Raw genomic sequence first — 25,770 nt, 5'->3', positions numbered from 1 at the left:
ACATGGTGCAGGGCTTCCACCGCCCAGTGGCCTTGGATCGCGGCGGCGAGTTCGGCCGGGGTGGTCTGGTGGGCGTCGAGGTCGGTGACGGCGTAGACGGTCTCGCGGCTCTCGCGTCGGCCGGTCTGTTTGCGGCGTCGGTGGACACGGAGGGCGAGGCGGGCGTGGAGGAAGGCGATGCCTGATCAAGCCCTGGTGGTGTCCCGGCATCCCTGCCCGGGTGCCGCTACGTGAGGCATTCTCACCGTCCGGGCGCACATTTTCCCCCACCGCCCACCCGCGCTACCGTCTGCATTCATGCGTACCACAAGAATTTTCACAGGGATCATCGCGGCAGCCCTGGCCTGCGCCGGCTGCTCCGCCTCGGGCGACTCCTCCGACGATGCCGGCCAGAACGCGAAGCCCCTGCCCCACGCCATCGACGGCCCTCAGCCCGACGTGTTCCCCCAAGGCGGCGACGAGCTTCGCGTGAAGCCCGCCCCGAAGGCCGGCGACTCCGTCGAGGAGAAGATCCAACACGCGCTCCGCGAGAACGTCCTCTCCATAGCCCACACCCCGGGCGAGACCAGCGCGAAGTGCCCCGACGGCATCACCATGAAGGCCTCCGTCACCAGCTCCTGCACCGTCACCTACGAAGGGGCCGAGATCCCCTACGAGGTGAAGATCAGCGACAGCTACCGGGAGGGCAGCATGGTGTTCTCCTACGAGAAGACGCCCAAGTCCGCCCTGCTGGTCGCGAAAGAGATCTACAACTTGATGTGGGAGCACTACGGCAAGGACAGCGGCCGCAGTGACGCGAGCAAGCTCGCGTGCGACGAGCTGCCCGCCGCGAAGGCGGTCAAGTTCGGCGCCGACACCGGCTACGCCTGCCAGTACTGGGGCGAGCACGGCACCGCCGACGGCGAGCCCGGATACGTCACCGTGGACATCATCATGGGCGACACGCCGGGCGCGATCGCCCTCCAGGAAGTCCGCTAACCGTGGGGCGGGCCCGGACCAACCCCCACGATGTACCGGACCTGCCGTGTTTACCCTGGTCAGGGCTTGGTCAAGTTCTCGGGTCGGGTGGTTGGTCAGGTGGTGACCTGTTGGGGTGCATAGCAGAGCAGGCACGGGCCTGGTGATCATTGGGGTGTCTACGCTCAACGATCACGAGGTGGCCCGTGCCTGCCGCTGCATCCTCTCCCATCCCCCGCGGTCCTGGAGAAGCTGGGCTCCCTGGATGCCAGTCACGTCGCTGACCTGCGATCTTTCCTGGAGTCGGTGCCCGACCCGCGAGAGCGGCGGGGCCGCTGGTACTCGCAGACCGCGATCCTTCTCGTCTGCGCCTGTGCGACCGTCTCGGGAGCGAGGAGCGTCGACGAGATCGCCGAATGGGCCCAGCGTGCCTCGGGCGCCGTGCTGGCAGCCGTCGGCATCCGCCGCCATCCGCTCACGTGGCGTCGTGCCCCTTCGCGGACCACCATCGGCCGGGTGCCGGCAGCCGTCGACGGTGACGCCCTCGACCAAGCGGTCGGCGCTTTTCTCGCCGGCCGGCACGACGACGCCCAGGCCGGGGCCGGGCAGCGCCGCGTGATCGCTGTCGACGGCAAGGAGCTGAAGGGCTCGGCCCGTCTGTCCGTCGGCCGCAGGCACCTGCTTGCAGCGGTCACCCACCACCAGGCCGTGACCCTCGCCCAGACGGAGGTCGACGCGAAAACGAACGAGACCGCGCATTTCCAGCCCCTGCTCGAGCCATTGGACCTGGACGGAGCCCTGGTCACCTTCGACGCGCTGCACTCGGTGAAGGCGAACGTCACCTGGCTGGTCGAGGTCAAGAAAGCCCACTACATCGCGGTGATCAAGGCCAATCAAGCGACGGCACACCGTCAACTCGCCGACCTGCCCTGGCAGGACGTCCCCTCCAGCACACCGCCTCCTCCATCGGCCACGGCCGACAAGAGTCCCGCTCGATCAAGACGTGCGGCATCGCCGACGAACTCGGCGGCATCGCCTTCCCCCACGCCCGCCTCGCCCTCCGTGTCCACCGACGCCGCAAACAGACCGGCCGACGCGAGAGCCGCGAGACCGTCTACGCCGTCACCGACCTCGACGCCCACCAGACCACCCCGGCCGAACTCGCCGCCGCGATCCAAGGCCACTGGGCGGTGGAAGCCCTGCACCATGTCGAAGACGTGACCTTCGCCGAGGACGCCTCCACCGTCCACACCGGCACCGCACCCCGCGCCATGGCCACCCTCCGCAACCTCGCCATCGGCGTGCTCAAGATTCTCGGAGCCGACAACATCGCCAAGACCACCCGGGCAATCCGCGACCAGCCCGAACGAGCCCTCCCACTCCTGGGCACCACCAACAACCCCGACAGTCAGGGAACTTGACCAAGCCCTGATGTCGGTGCCGATGGACGCATCCTTCCACGCGGCACGGTCCCCGGGGCGCTGCTCCATTCGGCGCAGCGGAGGAGCGTGCCGCCCGCTCCGCTCCTAGCATCGGAGAAACGGGAAGCGATCGCCGACGTCTGCGCAGCACCACCTCCAGGAGACGTGTAGCCGTGGATTCCTCAGGAGCAGCGGAGTCGCTCGCGCGCTCGGCCGACGGCGTGGTCCTGGGCATGTTCGAAGCCCTGGCCGGTGGCCCGCTGGTGGGCCTGCACGTTCTGGAACCCGATCTCCGCCGAGGACACTTCCGGCCTGGGCGTTCCGTTGCTGCCGAGTTGGAGGCCACGCGGCGCCGCTGGCTCGGCCGTGGGTTGTCCGACCCCCAGGTGCTCAGCCTGTTGCGCGGCGTCGCCACCGGCGGGGAAGCCGTCCACGACGTAGGGTTCCGTCTCCCCGCCGGAGAGGACGGCAGCCGGTCCGTGCCCCTCGAGCTGACCGTCGTGCCCTTGCGCGATGCCGACGGCTCCCTGGCCGGTCTCGCCCTGGCAGTCGTGGACCGCACCGCCGACGAGCAGGCGGAACGGCGCGCTCTGCTCGACCGGGCGAAATCCGGACTCGGCGATTCACTCAGCGTCTTCCAGACCGCTCAGACACTGACCGAGGTAGCGGTTCCGACCCTGGCGGACGCCGTGACAGTCGACGTCCTCGACTCCGTGCTGCACGGAGAGGCACCCGCTCCCGGGCCCATTACCGAGCCCGCCACCGTCTGGAGGGCCGGGTTCGCCTACTCGGGACTGCCGATGCCACACCCGCCCCATGAAGTCGGCAGTGTGCGGCTGATGAGGCGCGGCACTCCCCTGGCACTCGCTCTTGCCGACCTCGAGCCTCGCGTCCTGCCCTTCCTCCGCGCTGACGTCGCCTGGCTGTCGAGGAACCCCAATCATGCGGAGGCCGTCCGGGAGTCCGGGGTGCATTCCCTCCTCGTCGTGCCGTTGGCCGCCCGAGGCGTGGTGCTGGGGCTGGCGGTCTTCTGCCGGGCGAGCACTCCCCAACCGTTCTCCGCCGAGGACGCCGAACTCGCCGTCGAACTGGCCTCCCACGCGGCGCTCTGCCTCGACAACGCCCGTCTGTACACGCGCGAGCACACGGTGGCCAGAATCGCCGAGCACGAACTGCTGCCGCAGCGGCTGCCCTCCTCCGTGGCGGTCGAAGCAGTCCACACGCACCTGCCCGGTGCGAGCGGTGCCACCTGGTACGACGTCATCCGCCTGTCCGGCGCCCGCGTGGCGTTGGTCGCCGGCGAGGTCCGCGGCGAGGGACTCCGTGCGGCGACCACCATGGGGCAACTGCGCACGGCAGTGCACGCCTTCTCCGCCCTCGACCTCGATCCGTCGGAACTGCTCAGCAGGCTCGACAGGTTGGCCACCCGCCTCGCTTTCGAGCAGGCGGGGCGTCCCGCACCGTCCGAGCCCGTGGAGCGGTCGGCGGACAGTACGTTGGCGGCCTCCTGCCTCTACGTGGTGTACGACGCCGTGAACGGGAGCTGCGAGGCCGCCGCCGCGGCTCACGCCCCGCCCGTGCTGGCTTCGCCCGACACCCCTCCCCGCGTGCTGGATCTGGTGCCGGGCGCCGAGCTGGGCCGGGGGTCCGGATCGTATTCCACGGCCCGGCACGAGCTGCCCCCGGGAAGCGTGCTGGCACTGTACAGCCGAGGGCTGATGGGCGACCGTGAGGAGGGAGACGTGGTGCTCGCCCACCTCCTGTCGGAGCAACGCGCGCTCCCCTTGCGTACGGCGTGCGACAACATCGTGAGCGATCTCCTGCCGCAGGAGCTGACCGACGACGCCCTGCTGCTGCTCGCCCGTACCCGCCTGCTGGAACCAGGGCTGCACATCTCCACCTGGGTCTTCCCGGACGATCCCCGCAGCGCGAAGGACGCCCGCCGTGCCGCGTTGGAGCAGCTGACCCGGTGGGGGCTCGACGACGTGGCACCGACCGTCGAGCTCATCGTCACCGAACTGGTCACCAACGCGGTCCGGTACGCCGAGGGGGAGATCACTCTGCGGCTCCTACGCACGGAGACGCTGATCTGTGAGGTCTCGGACTCCAACAGCGCCGCGCCGCACCTGCGGATCGCCGAGGACACGGACGAGGGCGGCCGGGGACTGTATCTGGTGGGCGTGCTGGGCCGGAGCTGGGGGGTGCGGCAGACGGAGCGGGGAAAGACCCTCTGGGTCGACCTCGCTCTGACCGAGGCCGGGCGGCCGTCGTGGACGTGAGACGCTTCCGGGCGCGGTCTCAGCCGGGCCCCGGCCGCGCGACCCTGATCGGCCGTCCCTCCCCGCCACACCGGGTGAGGAGGCCAGCGTCGACGAGATGGTCGACGTGCGCCGCGGTCTCCATCAGCGCCGCTACTCTCATCCGTCCCACCTGGTCCCAGGGGCGGGACCAGGACAGGCGTGCGGTCACCTCCCAAAGGGTCGGACGGAAGGACTCCTCCACGACGAAGAGGATTTCCTCCAGGCGCCGGGAGTGGTGGGCGCGCAACTCGTCGGTGCGCCGGGCCAGTCCGCGGAACCGGTACTCATGGGCGGGCAGCGCCTCGTGGTCGTCCCAGGCGGCGAGACGCTTCAAGGAGGCGAGGAACTCGGCCAGGGGCGCCTGACCGGGGCGCCGACCGTGCAGACCGATGTTCGGGGTGATGCGGGGCAGCACGTGGTCGCCGGTGAGGATCACGCCGGCCGAGCTTTCCGCCAGACAGATGTGTCCCGGGGTGTGGCCCGGAGTCCACACCGTGACGACGTCGCGTCCACGGAGCGGGAGGTGGTCGCCGTCCTCCAGCAGGATGTCGGGGGCGGCCAGGTCGACGCGGGGCGCCGCAGACTGCCCGTCCGGCAGGCCGGTCAGGTCCCGCACGTCGTTCGCGGACGCTCCGGCCTCACGCAGCCGGGCGCCGATCGGGTCCGTCGGCGACTGCGCCCCGCCAACCTCTCCTTGCGGGACCGTGTGGTGCGGAAGACTGTCGCGTTCGGCAGGGTGCATGGCCACCCAGGCGTCGGAGGCCGCCTTGAGACGGCCGGTCATGCCGTGGTGATCGGCGTGCACATGAGTCGCCACGACGCCGGTCACATCTGCGGGACTCGCTCCGGCCTCGGTGAGGCCTCGGCACAGGGCGTCCCAACCTTCCGCACTGTCCCAGCCAGGGTCGACGACCACCAGTCCGGATTCACCCGGGATCAGGTAACTGAGCGTGTACCGCAGGGGGTTGCGCGGAATCGGGACGGGTACCGACCAGATGTCGCCGGCCAGCTGCTCGACCGGTGGAAGCAGCCGTTCCGCCCAGGCGGCCTTCTGCCGGCCGCCCGTGACCTCGAAGGGGACACCCGGGTCCGGCCGGTTGTCCACGTCTGCTCCGCGCAAGGCTCCCCGCTCTCCGTTGTCGACCGGGCCACGGCACACGGCCGCGGCCCGGATCGGTCTGCCCTGGTCTCGTCCGACGGCCCGGGCCGTTCGTGCCCGAGGGGGCGTTCAGCCCTTGCGGGCCTTGATCTCCTCGGTGAGCTGCGGGACGACCTGGAAGAGGTCGCCGACGACGCCGTAGTCGGCGAGCTCGAAGATCGGGGCCTCGGCGTCCTTGTTGACGGCCACGATGGTCTTCGAGGTCTGCATGCCGGCGCGGTGCTGGATGGCGCCGGAGATGCCGTTGGCGATGTACAGCTGCGGGGAGACCGACTTGCCGGTCTGGCCGACCTGGTTGGTGTGCGGGTACCAGCCGGCGTCGACGGCGGCACGGGACGCGCCCACCGCGGCGCCGAGCTCGTCGGCGAGCGCCTCGATGATGCCGAAGTTCTCGGCGCCGTTCACACCGCGGCCGCCGGAGACCACGATGGCGGCCTCGGTCAGCTCGGGGCGGCCGGTCGACTGCCGCGGCGTACGGGAGACGACCTTGGTGCCGGTGGCCAGGGCGGAGAAGGTCACCGAAAGCTCCTCGACCGAACCGGCGGCCGGGGCGGCCTCGACCGGGGCCGAGTTGGGCTTCACGGTGATGACCGGGGTGCCCTTGGCGACCACGGACCTGGTGGTGAAGGAAGCGGCGAACACCGACTGGGTCGCGACCGGGCCGTCGGCGCCGGCCTCGACGTCGACGGCGTCGGTGATGATGCCGGAATCGATGCGCAGCGCCAGGCGGGCCGCGATCTCCTTGGCGTCGGCGGAGGTCGGCAGCAGCACGGCGGCCGGGGACACCTGCTCGTAGGCGGCCTGGAGGGCGTCGACCTTCGGGACGACCAGGTAGTCGGCGAGCTCGGCGGCCTCGTTGGTGAGGACCTTCACCGCGCCGTGCTCGGCGAGGGTGGCGGCGGTGGCCGCGGCACCGGCGCCGAGGGCGACGGCGACCGGCTCGCCGATGCGGCGGGCCAGCGTCAGGACCTCGAGGGTGGGCTTGCGGACGGCGCCGTCGACGTGGTCGACGTAGACGAGAACTTCAGCCATGGGAATGCACTCCTGCGGATTTGCGAAGTCTGAGGGGCGGTCAGCTGGGGCGGATCAGATGAACTTCTGGCCCGCGAGGAAGGCGGCGAGCTGCTTGCCGCCCTCGCCCTCGTCCTTGACGATCGTGCCGGCGGTGCGGGCCGGACGCGCGTCGGCGGACTCGACCTTGGTGTACGCGCCCTCCAGGCCGACCTCCTCGGCCTCGATGTCGAGGTCGGACAGGTCCCAGGACTCGACCGGCTTCTTCTTCGCGGCCATGATGCCCTTGAAGGACGGGTAGCGCGCCTCGCCCGACTGGTCGGTGACGGAGACGACGGCCGGGAGGGAGGCCTCGAGCTGCTCGGAGGCGGCGTCGCCGTCACGGCGGCCGGTGACCTTGCCGTCCTCGACCGCGATCTCGGACAGCAGGGTGACCTGCGGGACGCCCAGGCGCTCGGCGACCAGCGCGGGCACGATGCCCATGGTGCCGTCGGTGGAGGCCATGCCGGAGATGACCACGTCGTAGCCGGCCTTCTCGATCGCCTTGGCGAGCACCAGGGAGGTACCGATGGCGTCGGTGCCGTGCAGGTCGTCGTCCTCGACGTGAACGGCCTTGTCCGCGCCCATGGACAGCGCCTTGCGCAGCGCGTCCTTGGCGTCCTCGGGGCCGACCGTGAGCACGGTGACCTCGGCGTCGTCCCCTCCCTGCCGGCGGCCTTCGGCGATCTGCAGCGCCTGCTCGACGGCGTACTCGTCCAGCTCCGACAGCAGACCGTCGACATCGTCGCGGTCGACGGTCAGGTCGTCTGCGAAGTGCCGGTCGCCGGTGGCGTCAGGCACGTACTTCACCAGGGCGACGATCTTGAAACTCATGCGTGATCTTCCTGTACGTCAAGGGGATCGAGGGCGAACGCCCTGGATTGAGCGATGCGGCGAGGCACCTGCTCCGGCCCGCGGAATATGTGAACGGCCACCGTCCGCAATGGGACTGTAAATCGGACAGGAGGCGTTCAGCAATAAGGGCTCCGTCACACCCACACGCCGGTTCACGCCGGGGCCGACGCAGCTGTCGGCCGCGATCAGCGCGGCCGACCCTTCCCGACGAGCACCGATGCGAGGACGAAGTCGACGAAGCGTTCGGCGTACTCCCCCGCGGCGTCGACCAGTCCCGCCCGCCGCTCGGGCGGCGTGGCGAGGCAGTGGTTCATGGCGCCGCCGCACAACGCGTCCAGCAGGAAGGTCACCGAGGTGCCCTCGGGCAGCTCCCCGCGGCGGATGCCGCGCCGGACGACGGCACGCGCGGCCAAGATCTGGGCCTGGAGGTCCTCCTGGTGACGCTCCGCCAGCTCGGGGATCGTTCTGGCCTCCAGACTGAGGCGCAGGACCGCCATCCCGTGGTCACCGGCGTACCTTTCCACCAACTGCCGCACGAGAGCGACCAGATCGCCTCGGACGGCGCCGGTGTCCACGTCGGCCACCGTGGCGAGGCGCATCCGGAGGGCCTGGGCCAGCAGCTCCTCCTTGCTGCTCCATCGCAGGTAGACGGACGCCTTGCCGACACCCGCGCGACGGGCCACCGCCTCGATGCTGAAGGACTTCCAGCCGTTCTCGCCGAAGAGCCCTACGGCGGCGTCCGCGACACGCCGGTCCACGTCGCTGTCACGTGGACGTCCGGCGGTGGGTCGGGGCTCAGTCATGACCCAATGATCCTTCACCTGGTCACGAAAGCGGCCTCGGCCAGGCGCGTCCGCGTCGATGCTCGACCGTCGTGTTGAAGCGGCGCAGATAGGTCAGATAGGCGGCGACATCCTCGTCCGACCAGTCCTCGAGCATCGCGTCGAAGCGTTCGCGCAGTACGAGCTGCTGCTCGCGCAGCTGACGCTCGCCGAGTTCGGTGATCCGGAATTTGCGCGCCATGCCGCCACCGGGGTCGGCGATACGCTCGACCAGGCCCGACTTCATGGCCGCCGTCGTCTGGCGGTGGACCGTGGAGACGTCCAGTTCGAAGGCGTCGCTCAGCTCCCCCACCGACATCGGCCCTTGCGCCTCGAGACGACTGAGCAGCACGTAAGCGCTGCGCTCCAGCGGCCGGGGCTGCCGGGACGCCATGTCGTGCAAGGTGTACCGGATCAGCAGCATGTGCTCGTAAACGAGCTCGTCGGTCGCCCTCGCCATACCTTCCTCGCATCCTCGGATCCCATCCTCGCATGCCGCACGCCCGCGAGATCGGATTGGTAGATGCAATGCGTTTGTACTATACAAATCTGGGTCCGGGCTTGGCCACGGACGTCTCCGCACCCCTTCGTCCACTCGTTCTCCGAGGAGAGACCCCCTTTGAACAGCACTCCCGGTGCCCCGCGCACGAACGTGGTGGTAGCCACGCTCGCACTCGTGGGCACGGTCGCGGCGATGATGCAGACGCTGATCACGCCGCTGCTCGCCGACCTGCCGCGCATTTTCCACGCCGATCCGTCCGACACCGCGTGGGCCGTCACGGTCACCCTGCTGGTCGCCGCGATTTTCACCCCGGTCGCGGGCCGCCTGGGGGACATGATCGGCAAACGCCGCATGATCCTCGTCTGCATCGCCCCTCTGGTGATCGGGTCGATCGTCTGCGCGCTGGCCACCTCGGTCTGGCCGATGATCATCGGACGTGGCCTGCAGGGCATGGCTCTGGGCATCGTCGCGCTCTGCGTCTCCCTGCTGCGCGACATCGTGCCCCCGGAAAGGCTCAGCACCTCCGTCGCCCTGATCAGCGCCTCACTGGGTATCGGCAGCGGCCTGGGCATGCCGGTGGCGGCCGCGATCGCCCAGTTCACCAGCTGGCGCGTGATGTTCTGGGCGATCGCCGTGTTCGGCCTGCTTCTCGCGCTGGTCATCCTCAAGGCCGTACCCAGAGACACCCCCGGGGCCGGCGGGCAGCGTTTCGACCTGCTCGGCACCGTGGCGCTCGGCGCCGGCCTGCTCTGCTTCCTGCTGGCCGTGTCGAAGGGAGCGACCTGGGGCTGGTCCGCCGCCTCGACCCTGGCCTGCTTCTCGATCGCGGTGATCGCGCTCCTGGCCTGGGGCTGGTGGGAACTGCGGACCTCCGAGCCCTTGGTGGACCTCCGTACGACGGTGCACCGTCAGGTACTTCTCACCAACGCCGCGTCCGTCTTCACCGGCATCGGCATGTGCGCGACGATGCTGCTCACTCCGCAGATCCTGATGCTGCCCACCGGGACCGGGTACGGCCTCGGCCAGTCCATGCTCGCCGCAGGTCTGTGGATGCTTCCCGGCGGCCTGATCCAGGTCTTCCTCTCCCCGGTCGGCGGCAGGCTCATCGATTCCCGCGGGGCCAGGTTCACGCTGATGGTGGGGGCGGCGATCATCGCGGTCGGGTACCTCGCGGCGCTGCTCCTGATGGGCACGGCTCCGGGCCTGATGGCGGCGCACATGATCATCAAGGCCGGCGTGGGCATCGCCTACGGCGCCATGCCCTCCCTCATCATGGGCGTCGTCCCCCGCAGCCAGACCTCCGCGGCCAACAGCTTCAACTCGCTGATGCGCTCGCTGGGCGCGTCGGTGGGCGCCGCCGTGATCGGCGTCGTCCTCGCGCAGATGACCATGTCTTCCGTCGGTGCCGGCCACACCCTCGTCTCGGAGGAAGGCTTCCGCTGGGGCCTGTCGATCGGCTGCGCCGTCGGCGTGATCGCCGCGGTGTTCGCCGCCGCCCTCCCCCGGACCCCCCGGGCGGGGCACACCCGAGCGACGGCCGCGCCGAGCCCGGCTCCCGTATCAGTCGAGGGCTGACCGGCCGGCCTGCGTTCGGCTCGGCACGCGGGCGACACACAGCGTGTCGAGCCGAACCTCGCCCGGGACCACGACCGAGCGAGACCGCAGACCCGGCAGACCTGGCAGACCTGGCAGACCGCCACCGGTCGCCACGGGGCGGCGTTCACCAGAACGCGCCTCAGCCGACCGCGCCCTCGTCGGCGATGACACGTCGCAGCGCCGGCAACAGCGCGTCCAGGTCCTGCGTGCTACGGAAGGCGACGACGGTGGTTCCGGTTCCCGCAGGTACCGGCGCGCCGGGGTGCGGAAAGAGCGCGACCACCTCACGCATGGCCTCGTCGACCTCGCCCACGGGGTCCGCGCACTCGCCCCGCAGCCATCGCCGCAGGACGTGGTTGTGCGCCGAGACGACCGAGGCGGCCATGAGCTCCGCCCTCAGCGAAGCGGTTCTCTCCCCGCTCCCCATCCAGTGGGCGATGAACTCGCGGAAGAGGCGCTGGTAGCGGGCCACACTCGCGATCTCGCGATCACGCAGGGCCGCGACCCTGCTGGTCAGCTTGTAGCGGCGGCGCGCCAGTTCGCCCTCCTCCAAGTAGTGGTGGAGGACCAGTCGCACCGCGTCCGAGACCGCGACCAGGGCGGTGGCCTCGCTGGACGTCGCCAGGCGGTCCCGGATGGCCTCCAGCAGTTGATCGTGGTCCGGGAAGATGACGTCTTCCTTGGACCGGTAGTGCCGGAAGAACGTCGTCCGCCCCAGTCCGGCCCGTTCGGCAATGTCGTCGACGGTCGTCTGCTCGTAACCACGCTCGTCGAAGAGCGCGAACGCGGCGTCTGCGAGTCGGGTCCGCGCGGTCGGCTTACTCATGATCGCCCATCCTTACCCGTCCCGGCCTCCGGAGGCCACTTGCCCATCGACATGGTACTGAGTACCGTCTCGATGGGATTGAGTACCAGAGGAGGTTCGGCGTGAGTTCGGTTGCGCGTAGTGAGTCCGGCCTGCCGATACAGGCGGTCTACGACGGATGGGCGCTGGCGGGCTTCGACCCCGAGGTCAAGCTCGGCGCCCCGGGGCGGTATCCGTTCACCCGGGGCGTGTACCCGTCGATGTACACCGGCCGGCCGTGGACCATGCGCCAGTACGCCGGCTTCGGGACGGCGAAGGAGTCGAACGAGCGCTACCACGAGCTGGTGGGTGCCGGCACCGGCGGACTGAGCGTGGCGTTCGACCTGCCGACGCAGATGGGCTACGACTCCGACGAGGCGGTCGCCCGGGGCGAGGTGGGCAAGGTCGGTGTGGCGATCGACTCGGTCGACGACATGCGGACGCTGTTCCAGGGCCTGCCGCTGGACAAGGTGTCCACGTCGATGACGATCAACGCTCCCGCGTCGACCCTGCTGCTGATGTACCAACTGGTGGCGGCCGAGCAGGGCGTCGCCGGGAGCCGGTTGACCGGCACGATCCAGAACGACGTACTCAAGGAGTACATCGCCCGCGGCACGTACATCTACCCGCCGCAGCAGTCCCTGCGACTGATCAGCGACATCTTCGCCTACTGCCACAAGGAGATGCCGCGCTGGAACACCATCTCCATCTCCGGCTACCACATGGCCGAGGCCGGGGCGACACCCGCGCAGGAGATCGCGTTCACCCTGGCCAACGCCAAGGAGTACGTCCGCACCGCGATCGCCGCGGGTCTCGACGTCGACGACTTCGCCCCGCGCCTGTCGTTCTTCTTCGTCGCGCGCACCACCCTCCTGGAGGAGATCGCGAAGTTCCGTGCCGCCCGGCGCATCTGGGCACGGATCATGCGCGAGGAGTTCCACGCCAGGAACCCGAAGTCGCAGATGCTGCGCTTCCACACCCAGACCGCCGGCGTCCAGCTGACGGCGCAGCAGCCCGAGGTGAATCTCGTCAGGGTCGCGCTGCAGGGCCTGGGCGCGGTCCTCGGCGGAACCCAGTCCCTGCACACCAACTCCTACGACGAGGCCATCGCCCTCCCCACGCAGAAGGCCGCGCGGCTCGCCCTGCGCACCCAGCAGGTCATCGCGTACGAGACCGACGTGACCAGGACGGTCGACCCCTTCGCGGGGTCCTATGTCATGGAATCGATGACCGATGCCCTGGAGGAGGCGGCACTGGAGCTGATCCGGGCCGTCGAGGACCGGGGCGGCGCGGTCGCGGCGATCGAGCAGGGCTTCCAGAAGTCCGAGATCGAGCGCTCCGCCTACCGGGTCGCGCTGGAGATCGACAACGGTGAGCGGACCGTGGTCGGAGTGAACAAGTACACCCTCGACGAGGAGGAGCCGTACGAGCCGCTGCGCGTCGACCCGCAGATCGAGATCGACCAGTGCGAACGTCTCGCCGCACTGCGTGAGGAGCGCGACAACGGAGCCGTCCGACGTGCGCTCGACGAACTGCGGGCGACCGCCCAGGGGTCCGGCAACGTCATGGTCCCGATGCGTGAGGCCCTGCGGCTGCGGGCGACCGGAGGCGAGGTCTCCCACGCCCTGCGTGACGTCTGGGGCACCTACGTCCCCCTCGATGCCTTCTGACCTGGGAGATCACGGGGCCGGGACGTGCACCGGCGACCGAGGTGACCTTCCGTGACTCGTGACGAACACCTGCCGCACCCCTGTGCGGCGCCGATGGACAAGAACAGGAACGTGTGATGAGGGACGAGCCCTTCCAGGCCGACGAGATCGATATCCACACCACCGCGGGAAAGATCGCGGATCTGCTGCGCCGACATGACGAGGCCACGCACGCCGGCTCGGAGCGTGCGGTGGAGAAGCAGCACGCCAAGGGCAAGCTGACCGCCCGCGAGCGGATCGACCTGCTGCTCGACGAGGGCTCCTTCGTGGAACTGGACGCCCTGGCTCGGCACCGGTCGACCAACTTCGGGCTGGAGTCGAACCGCCCCTACGGCGACGGCGTGGTCACCGGTTACGGCACCGTCGACGGCCGGCCGGTCGCGGTGTTCTCCCAGGACTTCACCGTCTTCGGCGGCGCCCTCGGCGAGGTCTACGGGCAGAAGATCGTCAAGGTGATGGACTTCGCGCTGAAGACCGGCTGCCCGGTCGTCGGCATCAACGACTCCGGCGGCGCCCGTATCCAGGAGGGCGTGAGCGCGCTCGGCATGTACGGCGAGATCTTCCGCCGTAACACCCACGCGTCCGGCGTGATCCCTCAGATCTCGCTGATCGTGGGACCCTGCGCGGGCGGTGCGGTGTACTCCCCCGCCATCACCGACTTCACCGTGATGGTGGACAAGACCTCGCACATGTTCATCACCGGCCCGGACGTCATCAAGACGGTGACCGGCGAGGACGTCGGCTTCGAGGAGCTGGGCGGCGCGCACACCCACAACTCCCGGTCGGGCGTGGCCCATCACCTGGCCGGCGAGGAGAAGGACGCGGTCGAGTACGTCAAGTCCCTGCTGTCCTACCTGCCGTCGAACAACCTCTCCGAGGCGCCTGTCTTCCCGGAGGAGGCGCACCTCGCGACGACCGACGAGGATCTGGAGCTCGACACGATCGTTCCGGACTCGGCGAACCAGCCTTACGACATGCGCGGGGTCGTCGAGCGCGTTCTCGACGACGAGGAGTTCCTGGAGACGCAGGCTCTGTTCGCGCCGAACATCCTCACCGGCTTCGGCCGCGTGGAGGGCTTTCCGGTCGGCGTCGTCGCCAATCAGCCGATGCAGTTCGCGGGCTGCCTGGACATCGACGCCTCCGAGAAGGCCGCACGGTTCGTCCGCACCTGCGACGCCTTCAACATACCGGTGCTGACCTTCGTGGACGTGCCCGGCTTCCTGCCGGGCGTGGACCAGGAGTACGGCGGCATCATCCGCCGCGGCGCCAAGCTGATCTACGCCTACGCGGAGGCCACCGTCCCGCTGATCACGGTGATCACCCGGAAGGCGTTCGGCGGGGCGTACGACGTGATGGGCTCCAAGCACCTGGGCGCCGACCTCAACCTGGCGTGGCCGACCGCGCAGATCGCGGTGATGGGCGCGCAGGGCGCGGTCAACATCCTGCACCGACGCACCCTCGCGGAGGCCGCGGACGTCGAAGGCACCCGCGCGAAGCTGATCGCCGAGTACGAGGACACCCTGCTCAACCCGTACGTGGCCGCGGAACGCGGCTACGTCGATGCGGTGATCGCGCCGTCCGACACCCGCGCGACGGTGGTGAAGGGACTGCGGCAGCTGCGCACCAAGCGCGAGTCGTTGCCGCCGAAGAAGCACGGCAACATCCCCCTGTAGAGGAACGGACATCGTCGTCATGGCACCGATCCGTGTGCTGCACGGGCAGCCCACCCCCGAGGAAGTCGCCGTCGTCGTCGCCCTGCTGACTTCCCTCGCCGCGGCCTCACTTCAGGCCCGCACCGCCCCTCCCCCGTACGGGTGGAACTGCTGGAACGAGCCGAAGCACCACGTCCGGCGCCCGGGACCCACCACCTGGCGCACCTCCGCCCTGCCCCTCTGATCCGATCTGAGCCACCCCACTGGAGCCACCATTGCATCCGCAGTACCCCCGGACCGCACCTGCCGCACCACGTGGCCGCGTGGTCGTCGCGAAGCCCGGGCTCGACGGTCACGACCGTGGAGCCAAGGTCATCGCACGAGCCCTGCGCGACGCCGGCTACGAAGTCGTCTACACCGGTCTGCACCAGACACCGGAGCAGATCGTGTCCAGCGTCATTGCCGAGGACGTCCCGCTGCTCGGCATGTCCATCCTGTCCGGCGCCCATCTGACCATCACCCGACGCGTGATGGACCTGCTGCGTGAACAGGACGCCGGGAACACCTTCGTGCTGGTGGGAGGCATCATCCCCGAGGCCGACGTCGCCGCACTCAAGGCGCTGGGCGTGGCTGCCGTCTTCACGCCGGGCGCCGACCTGGGCGGCATCGTCCGGACCGTCGACCGCCTGCTCACTTCCGCCGACACCGTTCTGGAGCCGACATGCTGACCAAGGTGCTCATCGCCAACCGTGGCGAAATCGCAGTCCGCGTCGCCCGGGCATGCCGGGATGCCGGTATCGCGAGCGTGGCCGTGTATGCAGACCCCGACCGGGACGCTCTGCACGTGCGTGCCGCGGACGAAGCGTTCGCCCTCGGCGGTGACACCCCGGCGACCAGCTACCTGGACATCGCCAAGGTGCTGCAGGCCGCCGCGGACTCGGGCGCCGACGCGATCCACCCCGGTTACGGGTTCCTGTCCGAGAACGCGGAGTTCGCCCAGGCGGTGATCGACGCCGGTCTGAACTGGATCGGCCCGCCGCCGCAGGCCATCCGCGATCTCGGCGACAAGGTGGCCGCCCGTCACATCGCGCAGCGCGCGGGCGCCCCGCTGGTGGCCGGCACGCCGGACCCGGTGTCCGGGGCCGACGAGGTGGTGGCGTTCGCCAAGGAGCACGGCCTGCCCATCGCCATCAAGGCGGCGTTCGGCGGCGGCGGCCGCGGCCTGAAGGTCGCCCGCACCCTCGAAGAGGTGCCGGAGCTCTACGACTCCGCCGTCCGTGAGGCCGTCGCGGCCTTCGGCCGGGGCGAGTGCTTCGTGGAGCGCTACCTGGACAAGCCGCGTCACGTCGAGACCCAGTGCCTCGCCGACAAGCACGGCAACGTGGTCGTGGTCTCCACCCGTGACTGCTCCCTGCAGCGCCGCCACCAGAAGCTGGTCGAGGAGGCCCCGGCGCCGTTCCTCTCCGAGGCGCAGGTCGAGGAGTTGTACGCCGCGTCCAAGGCCATCCTCAAGGAGGCCGGTTACGTCGGCGCGGGCACCGTGGAGTTCCTGGTCGGCGCGGACGGCACGATCTCCTTCCTGGAGGTCAACACCCGCCTCCAGGTCGAGCACCCGGTGACCGAGGAGGTCGCGGGCATCGACCTGGTGCGCGAGATGTTCCGCATCGCCGACGGCGAGGAGCTCGGCTACGGCGACCCGGAACTGCGCGGCCACTCCTTCGAGTTCCGCATCAACGGCGAGGACCCGGGCCGGGGCTTCCTGCCCGCCCCGGGCACCGTCACCGTCTTCGAGGGGCCGTCCGGCCCGGGCGTCCGCCTGGACGCCGGCGTGGAGTCGGGCAGCGTCATCGGCCCCGCCTGGGACTCCCTGCTGGCCAAGCTGATCGTCACCGGCCGCACCCGCAAGGAGGCCCTGCAGCGGGCCGCGCGCGCCCTGGACGAGTTCAAGGTCGAGGGCATGGCCACCGCCATCCCCTTCCACCGCGCGGTGGTCCGCGATGCGGCGTTCGCCCCCGAGCTCACCGGCTCGAAGGACCCGTTCACCATCTACACCCGGTGGATCGAGAGCGAGTTCGTCAACGAGATCCCGCCGTTCGCGGCCCCGGCCGACGCCGAGGGCGACGAGGACGGCGACCGCCAGACGGTCGTGGTCGAGGTCGGCGGCAAGCGCCTGGAGGTCTCGCTGCCCTCCTCCCTCGGCATGTCCCTGGCCCGCACCGGCCTCGCCGCCGGCGCCAAGCCCAAGCGCCGCGCCGCGAAGAAGTCCGGGCCGGCCGCCTCCGGCGACACCCTCGCCTCGCCCATGCAGGGCACGATCGTCAAGGTCGCGGTCGAGGAGGGCCAGGAGGTCAAGGAGGGCGACCTGATCGTCGTCCTGGAGGCCATGAAGATGGAACAGCCCCTCAACGCACACCGCTCCGGCACCGTGAAGGGCCTGACCGCCGAGATCGGCGCCTCCATCAGCTCCGGCGCCCCCATCTGCGAAATCAAGGACTGACCCCCAGAATTCCAGGGTCCTGCCCACCCGCCGCCCGCGCCCCCACCGGCGCGGGCGGCGTCGTTTCCCGGGCCCCATTCCCTGGCAGACGCATCCGACGCACCGCCCCTGACGGGTACGACTGACCCGGCCCGACTGCGGGCGCTGGGCCGCCCAGGGGCGGCACGGGCGGGCGAAGGGCCCGCACCTCCTCGGCGAGGGGCTCCCACCGTGCGCATGCCGACGGCACCGAACGCACCCCCGCAGCAGCGTCGGGCAAGGTTGAGCCCTGGAGGGCAGCACCCTCCTGTTCCCCCGACCCGCCCCCTTCCCAGAGGGGGGCTGAGGTTCCTCGGAGCGAGGCGTCTCGCCCAGTACGTGGGCCCCTTCGCCCACCCGTTCCGCCCAGCGGCACGACCGACCGCCCGCAGAGCGGGACAGGAACACAACCAGCACCGTCCGTCAGGGGGCCACAGGGTTGCCCTCAGGCGGGGCAGCCACGACGAGTGGCTCAACTGCGCCCAGGGGGAAGCGGATTGGTCGCCCTGCCCTGGCTCCGGGTACGCCGGTGGCCCGGACCGCGAGGGGGTCCGGGCCACCGAGGGGGTGTCACAGACCGAGGTCCTTGGCGATGACGGACTTCTGGACCTCGTTGGTGCCGCCGTAGATACGGGAGATGCGGGTGGACGCGTACAGACGGGCGATCGGGTACTCCAACATGTAGCCGTAACCCCCGTGCAGCTGGAGGCACTTGTCGATGACCCGGCCGGCCACCTCGGTGCAGAAGACCTTGACCTTGGCCGCGTCCGCGGAGGACACCTCGCCCGTGTCGTACAGCTGCAACGACTTGTCGACCAGAGCCTGCGCGGCCTCGGCCTCGGCGGCGCACTCGGCCAGGACGAACTTGGTGTTCTGGAAGGACGCCACCGGCTTGCCGAACACCAGCCGCTCCTTGGTGTAGTCCCGGGCGAACTCGATCGCCGCCCAGGCGGAGGCCACCGCGCCGATGCCGATGACCAGGCGCTCCTTGACCAGGTTGTCGGTGAGGTAGAAGAAGGCCTTGCCCTCCTCGCCCAGGAGGTCCTCGACAGGCACCTTGACGTCGGTGAAGGAGAGTTCGGCGGTGTCCGTGGCCTTCTGGCCGATCTTCTCGAGCTTCCGCCCGACGGCGAAGCCCTCGGCGTGGGCGTCGACATTGAGGATGGTCAGCCCGAGGCGGCGGTTGTCCTCGGGGGCCGGGGAGGTCCGGCAGACCACCAGCACCCGGTCGGCCTGGGCGCCGCCGGTGATGAAGGTCTTCGCGCCGTTCAGCACGTAGTGCGTGCCGTCCGCCGACAGCTCGGCGCGGGTGACCATGCCGGCCAGGTCGGAGCCGGTACCGGGCTCGGTCATCGCGATGGCGTACATCGTCTCGCCGCTCATGTGCTGGGGCAGCCAGCGGTGCTTCTGCTCCTCGGTGGCGTACTTGAGGAGGTATCCCAGGCAGAGCGCGGCGTGGACCCCGCCACCGCCGAAGGTGACCGCCGCGCGGTTCTGCTCCTCCAGCAGGATCGCGTCGTAGCGGATGTCGGTGATGCCGGCGCCGCCGTACTCCTCCGGCACCTCCATGCCGAAGATGCCCAGCTCGCCGAGCTTCAGGTAGAAGTCCTTGGGCACGTAGCCCTGGCGCTCCCACTGCTCGTAGTGGGGCGTGACCTCCTTGGCGATGAAGTCGCGGAGGGTGGCGCGGAAGGCCTCGTGGTCTTCGCTGAAGACAGTGCGTCGCATGACGAATGCGTCCCTTCTGAGGATGGATCGGAGGAGGAGAGGGAGTGTCGGGAGAACTGGCCGGGAGCCATTACCCGACGGTGTTGGCGGCGCGGAGCGCGGCAATGCTTCCGGCGTCGTAGCCCGCCGCGGCGAGCACCGCGTCCGTGTCGGCGCCGACGACCCGCGCCGGCCGTGGCACGGCGTTGGGAGTGGCGGAGAAACGCGGCGCGGGCGACGGCTGGATCGCGCCCTCCTCGCCGACGAGGAAGGTGCCGCGGGCCGCGTTGTGGGGGTGGGAGGGGGCCTCGGTCATCGACAGCACAGGGGCGAAGCACGCCTCCTTGTCCTCGAACGCCTTGGACCACTCGTCCCGGGTACGGCCCGCCACCACCTGGGCGATCCTGGCCTTCATCACCGGCCACTTGTCCCGGTCGTCCTGGACCGTGAAGTCCGGGTCTCCGGCGAGGCCGAGGACCCGCAGCAAGGTGGCGTAGAACCGCGGCTCCGCGGAGCCGAAGGCGATGTGCTCGCCGTCGGCGCAGCGGTAGACGGCGTAGTAAGGAGCGGCGCCGTCCAGGATGTTGGTGCCGCGCTCGGTGGTCCACCGCCCCGCGGCGAGGAAGCCGAGGGTGTGGGCCAGGAGCAGGGCGGAGCCGTCGGTCATGGCGGCGTCCACCACCTGCCCCGTGCCGGTGGCCCGGGCGTGGAGAGCCGCGGCCAGCACGCCGACGGCCAGCAGCATGCCGCCACCGCCGAAGTCGCCGACCAGGTTGAGCGGCACGACGGGATCGCCGCCCTTCGGGCCGATGGCGTGGAGTGCGCCGGTCAGCGCGATGTAGTTGATGTCGTGACCGGGCTCCTGGGCGAGCGGCCCGTCCTGACCCCAGCCGGTCATCCGGCCGTACACCAGGGCCGGCTTGACCGCTCGCAGGGCGTCGGGTCCCAGGCCCAGACGTTCGGTGACCCCGGGCCGGAAGCCCTCCAGCAGGACGTCGGCCCCGGCGGCCAGGTCCTTGATCAGCCGGACGCCCGCGGGCTGTTTGAGGTCGACGGTGATCGAGCGGCGGTTGCGGTGCAGGATGCCCCGGGAGGGGGCGCTGCCTGCCTCCTCCGGCCGGTCGATCCGGACGACCTCGGCACCGAGGTCACCGAGCAGCATCGCGCAGAACGGCCCGGGGCCGATGCCACCCAGCTCGATCACCCGGAAGCCGGCCAGCGGGCCTGCCGACGGCGCGGGGGTGGAGGCGGAAGTCATGTCCGCCGGGCCTCCGTCCCCTCGGGCGGAGTGGCAGCGGCAGACCGGCCCTTGTCGCGGACGACGGCGGAGCGGACGGCGTCGATGGCCTGCTGAGCCTCGGGGGTGGACATGACCACGGCCATGTGGGAGGAGATCAGGTCCAGGCTGGTCCGCATGTCGAGGCGGTCGCTGGAGCGCACCGCCCGCTTGATCATGCCCACGGGCAGGGACGGCCTGGCGGCGATCTTCGCCGCGAAGGCGTAGGTCTCCCCGAGCAGGTCGGCGTCGTCGACGACGCGATTGACCATGCCGATGCGCAGGGCTTCCTCGGCGTCGACGAACTCGCCGCCGAGGAGGAGCTCCAGGGCCTTGGACTGGCCGACCAGGCGGGGCAGGAAGTACGCGCCGCCGTCACCGGGCACCAGCCCGAGGCGGATGTAGCCCTCGCTCATGCGGGCGGAGCGGGCGGCGAAACGGATGTCGCACATCAGGGCCATGTCCAGACCGGCGCCGACCGCGACGCCGTTGATCGCGGCGATCACCGGCTTGTCCAGGTCCTCCAGCGCCCGGGCGACCTTGTGGATCCGCAGGTGCAGCGTGTTCTTCTGCTCCAGCGGGCCGCTCGCCCCGGTGTCGCCGACGGTGTCCATGTCGCCGCCGGCGCAGAAGCCCTCTCCCGCACCGGTCAGGACGACGACCTTGACCTCCGGATCTGCGCCCGCCGTGCGAAGGGCCCTCTCCCAGGCGTCGATCATCGTCAGGGTGAAGGCGTTGCGCTGGTCGGGGCGGTTGAGGAGGAGCGTGGCGATGCCGTCCTCGACCGTGTACACGAGCTCTTCGGTGCTCACGAGCGCTTGCCCTTCCGTGCGGTGGTTTCGACGGGAGCGCCGTCGGTGATCAGGTGCCATGGGTCGCGGCCGGCCACCAGCAGCGCCAGCACGTCGGACCAGTGGTTCTCGTCGCCGTACTCATCGCGCCAGGACCACAGGCGCAGGGTGGAGCGGCGCAGGTCGTGCTCGTGGGTGGTGCCGATGGCGCCGTGGACCTGGTGGGCCAGGTCGGTGACGACCCCGGCCGCGCGGCAGACGTTGACCCGGTCGGCTGCGATCGCGAGGGCGGCGTCGGCGGATCCGGTGTGCGTCAGCGTCACGGCGGAGCGTGTGCCGAGATCGAGAATCGCGGTCTCCGACGCCATGGTGGCCAGGTACTGCTGCACGGCCTGGAACTTTCCGATCGCGCGGCCGAACTGCTTGCGCTCTCCCGCGTAGCGCAGGCTGTGTTCCACGGCCCGCCGGGCCGCGCCGCTCATCTGGACGCTGCGGCCCAGCGCGGCGCGGGACAGAGCCGACGGCTGGCCGGCCGGGAGTTCACGGACCCGGTCGGCGGACACCGTGACCCTGTCGAAGGCGAGGTCGTCGCGGGGCTCGCCGGCCAGGTTGCGGTGCTCGGTGAGGCGGACGCCGTCCGCGGAGGGGTCGATCAGGGCGATCCGCCCTCCGGCCACGACCGCGACTGCCGCCGCGCCGCGGGCCCAGGGGACGCGCCGCACGACGCCGTCGAGGATCCAGCCGTCGCCCTCGGCCGCGAGGGTGGTCCGGCCGTCGAGTGGGAGGGCGGCGGTCAGCGGGCCTGCCGGGACGTGGAGTCCGACGGAGGCGAGGAGCGGACCGGCGAGCCACAGGGTCTCGGCGAGGGGAATCTCGGCGGCGTGGTAGCCGGCCGCGCGCAGGATGACGGCGGCCTGCTCCAGGTCACCCCCGCTGCCGCCGAGTTCCTCGGGTATGCCGACTCGGGTCAGTCCGGCCTCCTCCAGTTCCTCCCACAGGCCGGGGCGGTCCTGGTAGGAGGCGAAGATTTCGTGCGCCGTGGCCTCGAGCAGCTTCAGGTCGTCGTTCATGGTCACCGGACTCCCAGGGCACGCGCGATCACACCGCGCAGGATTTCGTTGGTCCCACCCCGGAGGGTGTTCGTCGGGGAGGCCGTGATCGCTTCCCCCAGCAGTCGCGCGAACGGATCGTCGGAGGTCAGGTCGGGTTCGACGGAGGTGGCCCGGGCCGCCTCGATCACCTCGCGTTCCCACCGGGTGCCGAGGTCCTTGACCATGGCGGCGGCCACCTCGGGGGCACGGCCCTTGGTGAGCTGCACGGCGACGGCGACGGATGCCTGGCGCAGCGACCAGAGGCGGGCGACCAGGCGGCCGACGGCACGAGGATCGGCGTCGTCGCGTGCGGCGTACAGGCGCAGCAGGACGGCGTTGGAGAGCATCCGCTCCGGTCCGGAACGCTCCCAGGCCAGTTCGCCGGTGACCTGGGCCCAGCCGTTGCCGATCTCGCCCAGCACGTCGGCGTCCGGGACGAACGCACTGGTGAAGACGAGCTCGTTGAAGTGGTGGCCGCCGTTGAGCGAACGGATGGGGCGGATCTCGACGCCGTCCCCGGGCAGTTCCACGATCATCTGGGAGAGGCCCTCGTGGCGGGAGTCACCGGCCGGTCCGGTGCGCACCAACGCCAGGACGGCGTGGGCATGGTGCGCTCCACTGGTCCAGATCTTGGTGCCGTCGATGAGCCAGCCGCCCTCGGTTCGGGTGGCCTTGGTGCGCACCGAGGCCAGGTCGGACCCGGAGTCCGGCTCCGACAGGCCGATGGCGAACAGGCACTCGCCCCGCACGATGGCCGGCAGGAAGCGCTCCTGCTGCTCCTTCGTGCCGTGGGTGATCAGCGCGGGCGCGATCTGCCGGTCCGAACCCCAGTGTGCGCTGATCGGCGCGCCCGCGGCGAGGAGTTCCTCGGCGACGACGAACCGCTCCAGGGGCGAACGGCCCGGACCGCCGTACTGCTTGGGGACGGTCATGCCCACCCAGCCGCGCTCGGCGAGCTTGCGGCTGAAGACCGGGTCCCCGCCGAACACCCAGCTGTCGCTCATCGGGGTGAAACCGCCCGACGCCCGCTCGGCGTCCAAAAACTCCCGCACCTCCTCCCGTAGGCGCTCGGCCTCCGCCGGCAGGACGCCGGGTTCCAGGTCAAACAGAGAACTCATCGTGTTTCCTCATCGACGGTGCCGCCCCGGGCTCTCCTTCACGGAGTCGCCGGGGGCCGGCCGCACCCGCCCGTGCGGTGCCGCAGGCGGCCTTGCCGGGTCGTGGGTGCTGCGAGTGCGGGGCCGTGGTCCGGCCCCGCTCTGCCGCTCGTTGTCAGGTCAGCCCGCTCCCCCGGCGCCTCCGGGTCCGCCGGAGGAACGGCTGCCGTTCGTGGCGGCGGACGGTCGTCCGGCACCGGGGGGCACGGCGTCCTGGGCCAGCGCGACGAAGGCCAGCGCGGCGGACGTCAGCGGCCCACGGCGGTGGAAGAGGTGGCAGGGGTTGGGCAGGTTGAAGGCCAGCGGGCGGACCTGCGCGCCATGGCGCTTGGCCGCCGCGGCCACCGGAGCGGGCAGCAGAGCCATCCCTGCTCCGGCCAGAACGAGCGGAACGATGGTGTCGCGGTGCGCGGTTTCCACGACAACGGTGGGCGGGGGCAGCCGCTCGGCTGCCACAACCGAGGCGAACCATACGCCAAGCTGCGAGCGGTGGGGAAGCTGAGCCACCCACGGGTGCCTCACCACGTCGGCGACGCGCAGCGGCCGGTCGGGCAGGCCCTCGGTGTGCGGTGGGAAGACGGCGAACAGTTCCTGGAGCCCCAGCGGCACGGCTTCGTGCTTGGCGTACGGCGCGGGGTGGTCGCTCACCAGCAGCTCGGCGTCGGCCCGGCGCAGCGCTTCGAAGCCGTCCGGACCGTAGGCGGCCTCGTGCAGGGCGACGAGCACTCCGGGGTGCCGGGTGCGGAACCGGGTGACCAGGGGAACCACCGGGTCCAGTCCGAGGCCGGGAACCACCGCGATGTCCAGTCGGCCGGTGGCCAGATCGTCGACCTCGTGCACCGCCGCCCGGGCCGACTCGAAGGAGCGCAGGATGCGCCGTGCGGGCCCGACCAGTGCCCGGCCCGCCGGGGTGAGGGTGAGCCGGGGCTCGCGGTGGAAGAGCCGGGTGCCCAGGTCGCGCTCCAGGTCCTTGATCGTCTGTGAGACGGCGGGCTGGCTCACCCGGAGCTTCCGGGCCGCTCCGGAGATCCCTCCGTGCTCGACGACGGCGAGGAAGTGGGTCAGGTGACGGCGGTCCATAACCTCTACTTAACACCCCCCGAAGAAGAATGGCGATTTACTTCTGACTTCGGCCGACCTACCGTGTCGATGGGCGGGCCTGCGCGGGCCGACACCTTCTTCACCACCCGCCGACGGCGTGGTGGCTGCACTGAGCAAGGAGATCCACTGATGGGAACCCTCGACGGTCGCGTCGCGATCATCACCGGCGGTGGCCGCGGCGTTGGCCGTGAGCACGCACTGCTCTTCGCCCGGGAAGGCGCCAAGGTCGTCGTCAACGACCTGGGCGGCGCGCCGAACGGCGACGGCGCCGACATCAGCGCCGCGCAGGCCGTGGTGGACGAGATCACGGCCCTCGGCGGCGAGGCCGTGGCCAACACCGACAGCGTCACCGACTGGGCCGGCGCCGAGCGCCTGGTGCGGACGGCCGTGGACACCTTCGGCGACCTCCACGTGGTCGTCAACAACGCCGGCATCCTGCGCGACCGCGTCCTGGTCAACATGAGCGAGGAGGAGTTCGACCTCGTCGTCGCCGTCCATCTCAAGGGCACCTTCGCCGTCACCCGGCACGCCGCCGCCTACTGGCGCGAGCAGGCCAAGGCCGGCGTCGAGGTGGACCGGGCCATCGTCAACACGACCTCCGGGTCCGGCCTCCACGGCAACCCGGGCCAGGTCAACTACGCCTCCGCCAAGGCCGGTATCGCCGCCATGACGGTGATCTCCGCCAAGGAGCTCGAGCGCTACCACGTCCGCGCCAACTGCATCGCGCCGGTGGCCCGCACCCGCCTCACCGAGGCCACTCCGGGCCTGGGCGACATCATGCGCTCCACCCAGGGCAGCGCCTTCGACGAGTGGGACCCGGCCAACATCTCGCCTCTGGTCGCCATGCTCGCCACCGGCGACTGCAGGTTCTCCGGCCAGGTGTTCCGCACCATGGGCGGCCAGGTCGGCCTCTACCAGGGCTGGACCGTGGTAGACGAGGTCGCCGCCGACCATCGGTGGGGGATCGACGAGCTGGCGGAGGCCACCACCCACATGCCCGCCACGCCGCAGACCAAGGTCACCGGCAAGCACGCCGAGGCCATGGGCAAGAAGTGACGGCCGACGGCGCCGGCACGTCCGGCGCCGTCACGTCGGACCGTACGGCGAGGTCGACGAAACCTGGACACAAAAACTAATACTCATTAACTTGTCAGTCGTTCCCGAAGACCGGGAACCGCTCGGCTCCGATCACCTGACGCGACAGCGTCACCGGTCGCAGCGGTGCCGCAACCCGAGGCCGCCCCGCCCGCACACGCGACGGCGGGC

24 protein-coding genes are annotated in these 25,770 nt (G+C 70.5%); 12 read left to right on the top strand and 12 right to left on the bottom strand.

The genetic code is table 11. The features are described from left to right. Positions 1–2 precede the first annotated feature (2 nt). From GBN72_RS35255 to GBN72_RS14000, 5 genes are all read left to right on the top strand, one after another. Positions 3–185, top strand: coding sequence for a hypothetical protein (locus GBN72_RS35255; protein ID WP_246212483.1), 183 nt, complete (start codon positions 3–5; stop codon positions 183–185). A gap of 112 nt (positions 186–297) precedes the next feature. Then, complete coding sequence (locus GBN72_RS14010) at positions 298–978, top strand: hypothetical protein (RefSeq protein WP_151772125.1); 681 nt, start codon at positions 298–300, stop codon at positions 976–978. 285 nt (positions 979–1,263) lie between these two features. Next, entirely contained in the window at positions 1,264–2,178 is a 915-nt protein-coding gene (locus tag GBN72_RS14005) for an ISAs1 family transposase (RefSeq protein ID WP_246212482.1), read from the top strand. Further along, on the top strand, positions 2,175–2,378 hold the full coding sequence (locus tag GBN72_RS35250; protein ID WP_246212481.1) for a hypothetical protein: 204 nt from the start codon (positions 2,175–2,177) through the stop codon (positions 2,376–2,378). Before GBN72_RS14005 ends, GBN72_RS35250 begins: the two co-directional genes overlap by 4 nt. A gap of 173 nt (positions 2,379–2,551) precedes the next feature. After that, positions 2,552–4,657: a SpoIIE family protein phosphatase gene (locus GBN72_RS14000; RefSeq protein ID WP_151772124.1), complete on the top strand. Its 2,106-nt coding sequence runs from the start codon at positions 2,552–2,554 to the stop codon at positions 4,655–4,657. A 19-nt stretch (positions 4,658–4,676) separates the two neighbouring features. On the opposite strand, the gene GBN72_RS13995 is transcribed toward GBN72_RS14000, so the two are convergent. The 5 genes from GBN72_RS13995 to GBN72_RS13975 all read right to left on the bottom strand — a co-directional run bounded on the left by GBN72_RS13995 (position 4,677) and on the right by GBN72_RS13975 (position 9,023). Next, complete coding sequence (locus GBN72_RS13995; protein ID WP_218042051.1) at positions 4,677–5,798, bottom strand: MBL fold metallo-hydrolase; 1,122 nt, start codon at positions 5,796–5,798, stop codon at positions 4,677–4,679. Positions 5,799–5,906: 108 nt separating this feature from the next. Then, positions 5,907–6,869: an electron transfer flavoprotein subunit alpha/FixB family protein gene (locus GBN72_RS13990; protein WP_151772123.1), complete on the bottom strand. Its 963-nt coding sequence runs from the start codon at positions 6,867–6,869 to the stop codon at positions 5,907–5,909. 54 nt (positions 6,870–6,923) lie between these two features. Continuing rightward, positions 6,924–7,721, bottom strand: a complete 798-nt coding sequence (locus tag GBN72_RS13985) for an electron transfer flavoprotein subunit beta/FixA family protein (protein WP_151772122.1) — start codon at positions 7,719–7,721, stop codon at positions 6,924–6,926. 206 nt (positions 7,722–7,927) lie between these two features. After that, a complete protein-coding gene (locus GBN72_RS13980) occupies positions 7,928–8,545 on the bottom strand; it encodes a TetR/AcrR family transcriptional regulator (RefSeq protein ID WP_151772121.1) in 618 nt (205 codons plus the stop codon). 22 nt (positions 8,546–8,567) lie between these two features. Then, the gene (locus tag GBN72_RS13975; RefSeq protein WP_151772120.1) at positions 8,568–9,023 is read right to left on the bottom strand and encodes a MarR family winged helix-turn-helix transcriptional regulator; all 456 of its coding nucleotides are present in this window, start codon (positions 9,021–9,023) and stop codon (positions 8,568–8,570) included. A gap of 159 nt (positions 9,024–9,182) precedes the next feature. Between GBN72_RS13975 and GBN72_RS13970 the strand changes: the two genes are divergently transcribed. Next, positions 9,183–10,640, top strand: coding sequence for an MFS transporter (locus GBN72_RS13970; RefSeq protein WP_246212480.1), 1,458 nt, complete (start codon positions 9,183–9,185; stop codon positions 10,638–10,640). A gap of 160 nt (positions 10,641–10,800) precedes the next feature. On the opposite strand, the gene GBN72_RS13965 is transcribed toward GBN72_RS13970, so the two are convergent. Next, positions 10,801–11,487, bottom strand: a complete 687-nt coding sequence (locus GBN72_RS13965) for a TetR/AcrR family transcriptional regulator (RefSeq protein ID WP_151772118.1) — start codon at positions 11,485–11,487, stop codon at positions 10,801–10,803. Positions 11,488–11,588: 101 nt separating this feature from the next. Here GBN72_RS13965 and GBN72_RS13960 point away from each other — a divergent pair, with 101 nt between their 5' ends. The 5 genes from GBN72_RS13960 to GBN72_RS13940 all read left to right on the top strand — a co-directional run bounded on the left by GBN72_RS13960 (position 11,589) and on the right by GBN72_RS13940 (position 17,363). Beyond that, a complete protein-coding gene (locus GBN72_RS13960) occupies positions 11,589–13,175 on the top strand; it encodes an acyl-CoA mutase large subunit family protein (RefSeq protein WP_151772117.1) in 1,587 nt (528 codons plus the stop codon). A gap of 116 nt (positions 13,176–13,291) precedes the next feature. Beyond that, positions 13,292–14,887 (top strand): acyl-CoA carboxylase subunit beta, encoded by a 1,596-nt coding sequence (locus GBN72_RS13955; protein WP_151772116.1) that lies wholly within the window; start codon positions 13,292–13,294, stop codon positions 14,885–14,887. Between the two features lie 19 nt (positions 14,888–14,906). Further along, positions 14,907–15,110, top strand: coding sequence for an acyl-CoA carboxylase subunit epsilon (locus GBN72_RS13950; protein ID WP_151772115.1), 204 nt, complete (start codon positions 14,907–14,909; stop codon positions 15,108–15,110). Positions 15,111–15,189: 79 nt separating this feature from the next. Beyond that, positions 15,190–15,594, top strand: a complete 405-nt coding sequence (locus GBN72_RS13945) for a cobalamin B12-binding domain-containing protein (protein WP_151772114.1) — start codon at positions 15,190–15,192, stop codon at positions 15,592–15,594. Then, the gene (locus GBN72_RS13940) at positions 15,591–17,363 is read left to right on the top strand and encodes an acetyl/propionyl/methylcrotonyl-CoA carboxylase subunit alpha (RefSeq protein WP_151772632.1); all 1,773 of its coding nucleotides are present in this window, start codon (positions 15,591–15,593) and stop codon (positions 17,361–17,363) included. Before GBN72_RS13945 ends, GBN72_RS13940 begins: the two co-directional genes overlap by 4 nt. Positions 17,364–17,951: 588 nt before the next feature. Here GBN72_RS13940 and GBN72_RS13935 read toward each other — a convergent pair. The 6 genes from GBN72_RS13935 to GBN72_RS13910 form a co-directional block, all read right to left on the bottom strand. Beyond that, the gene (locus GBN72_RS13935) at positions 17,952–19,109 is read right to left on the bottom strand and encodes an acyl-CoA dehydrogenase family protein (RefSeq protein WP_151772113.1); all 1,158 of its coding nucleotides are present in this window, start codon (positions 19,107–19,109) and stop codon (positions 17,952–17,954) included. A gap of 70 nt (positions 19,110–19,179) precedes the next feature. Continuing rightward, positions 19,180–20,346, bottom strand: a complete 1,167-nt coding sequence (locus GBN72_RS13930; RefSeq protein WP_151772112.1) for a CaiB/BaiF CoA transferase family protein — start codon at positions 20,344–20,346, stop codon at positions 19,180–19,182. Continuing rightward, positions 20,343–21,176 carry an enoyl-CoA hydratase/isomerase family protein gene (locus GBN72_RS13925; RefSeq protein ID WP_151772111.1) on the bottom strand — a complete coding sequence of 278 codons (834 nt, stop codon included), beginning with the start codon at positions 21,174–21,176 and terminating at the stop codon, positions 20,343–20,345. Before GBN72_RS13925 ends, GBN72_RS13930 begins: the two co-directional genes overlap by 4 nt. Next, positions 21,173–22,225: an acyl-CoA dehydrogenase family protein gene (locus GBN72_RS13920; protein ID WP_151772110.1), complete on the bottom strand. Its 1,053-nt coding sequence runs from the start codon at positions 22,223–22,225 to the stop codon at positions 21,173–21,175. The genes GBN72_RS13925 and GBN72_RS13920 overlap by 4 nt, the downstream gene beginning before the upstream one ends. A 2-nt stretch (positions 22,226–22,227) precedes the next feature. Continuing rightward, positions 22,228–23,364, bottom strand: a complete 1,137-nt coding sequence (locus tag GBN72_RS13915; RefSeq protein ID WP_151772109.1) for an acyl-CoA dehydrogenase family protein — start codon at positions 23,362–23,364, stop codon at positions 22,228–22,230. A 159-nt stretch (positions 23,365–23,523) separates the two neighbouring features. After that, complete coding sequence (locus tag GBN72_RS13910) at positions 23,524–24,483, bottom strand: LysR family transcriptional regulator (protein WP_151772108.1); 960 nt, start codon at positions 24,481–24,483, stop codon at positions 23,524–23,526. A gap of 150 nt (positions 24,484–24,633) precedes the next feature. Here GBN72_RS13910 and GBN72_RS13905 point away from each other — a divergent pair, with 150 nt between their 5' ends. Further along, positions 24,634–25,560, top strand: coding sequence for an SDR family oxidoreductase (locus GBN72_RS13905; protein ID WP_151772107.1), 927 nt, complete (start codon positions 24,634–24,636; stop codon positions 25,558–25,560). Positions 25,561–25,770: the final 210 nt, after the last annotated feature.

Origin of the sequence: Streptomyces abyssomicinicus, from assembly GCF_008974245.1 — a bacterium.
GTDB lineage: Bacteria > Actinomycetota > Actinomycetes > Streptomycetales > Streptomycetaceae > Streptomyces > Streptomyces abyssomicinicus.
Note: the sequence above shows the minus strand (reverse complement) of the source record. Positions and strands in the feature narration are given on the sequence as shown.

Coding starts and splice junctions, on each gene's coding strand:
- GBN72_RS35255 (WP_246212483.1), top strand. CDS start 3: ATGGTGCAGGGCTTCCACCGCCCAGTGGCCTTGGATCGCGGCGGCGAG.
- GBN72_RS14010 (WP_151772125.1), top strand. CDS start 298: ATGCGTACCACAAGAATTTTCACAGGGATCATCGCGGCAGCCCTGGCC.
- GBN72_RS13990 (WP_151772123.1), bottom strand. CDS start 6,869: ATGGCTGAAGTTCTCGTCTACGTCGACCACGTCGACGGCGCCGTCCGC.
- GBN72_RS13985 (WP_151772122.1), bottom strand. CDS start 7,721: ATGAGTTTCAAGATCGTCGCCCTGGTGAAGTACGTGCCTGACGCCACC.
- GBN72_RS13980 (WP_151772121.1), bottom strand. CDS start 8,545: ATGACTGAGCCCCGACCCACCGCCGGACGTCCACGTGACAGCGACGTG.
- GBN72_RS13975 (WP_151772120.1), bottom strand. CDS start 9,023: ATGGCGAGGGCGACCGACGAGCTCGTTTACGAGCACATGCTGCTGATC.
- GBN72_RS13965 (WP_151772118.1), bottom strand. CDS start 11,487: ATGAGTAAGCCGACCGCGCGGACCCGACTCGCAGACGCCGCGTTCGCG.
- GBN72_RS13955 (WP_151772116.1), top strand. CDS start 13,292: ATGAGGGACGAGCCCTTCCAGGCCGACGAGATCGATATCCACACCACC.
- GBN72_RS13950 (WP_151772115.1), top strand. CDS start 14,907: ATGGCACCGATCCGTGTGCTGCACGGGCAGCCCACCCCCGAGGAAGTC.
- GBN72_RS13935 (WP_151772113.1), bottom strand. CDS start 19,109: ATGCGACGCACTGTCTTCAGCGAAGACCACGAGGCCTTCCGCGCCACC.
- GBN72_RS13930 (WP_151772112.1), bottom strand. CDS start 20,346: ATGACTTCCGCCTCCACCCCCGCGCCGTCGGCAGGCCCGCTGGCCGGC.
- GBN72_RS13920 (WP_151772110.1), bottom strand. CDS start 22,225: ATGAACGACGACCTGAAGCTGCTCGAGGCCACGGCGCACGAAATCTTC.
- GBN72_RS13915 (WP_151772109.1), bottom strand. CDS start 23,364: ATGAGTTCTCTGTTTGACCTGGAACCCGGCGTCCTGCCGGCGGAGGCC.
- GBN72_RS13910 (WP_151772108.1), bottom strand. CDS start 24,483: ATGGACCGCCGTCACCTGACCCACTTCCTCGCCGTCGTCGAGCACGGA.
- GBN72_RS13905 (WP_151772107.1), top strand. CDS start 24,634: ATGGGAACCCTCGACGGTCGCGTCGCGATCATCACCGGCGGTGGCCGC.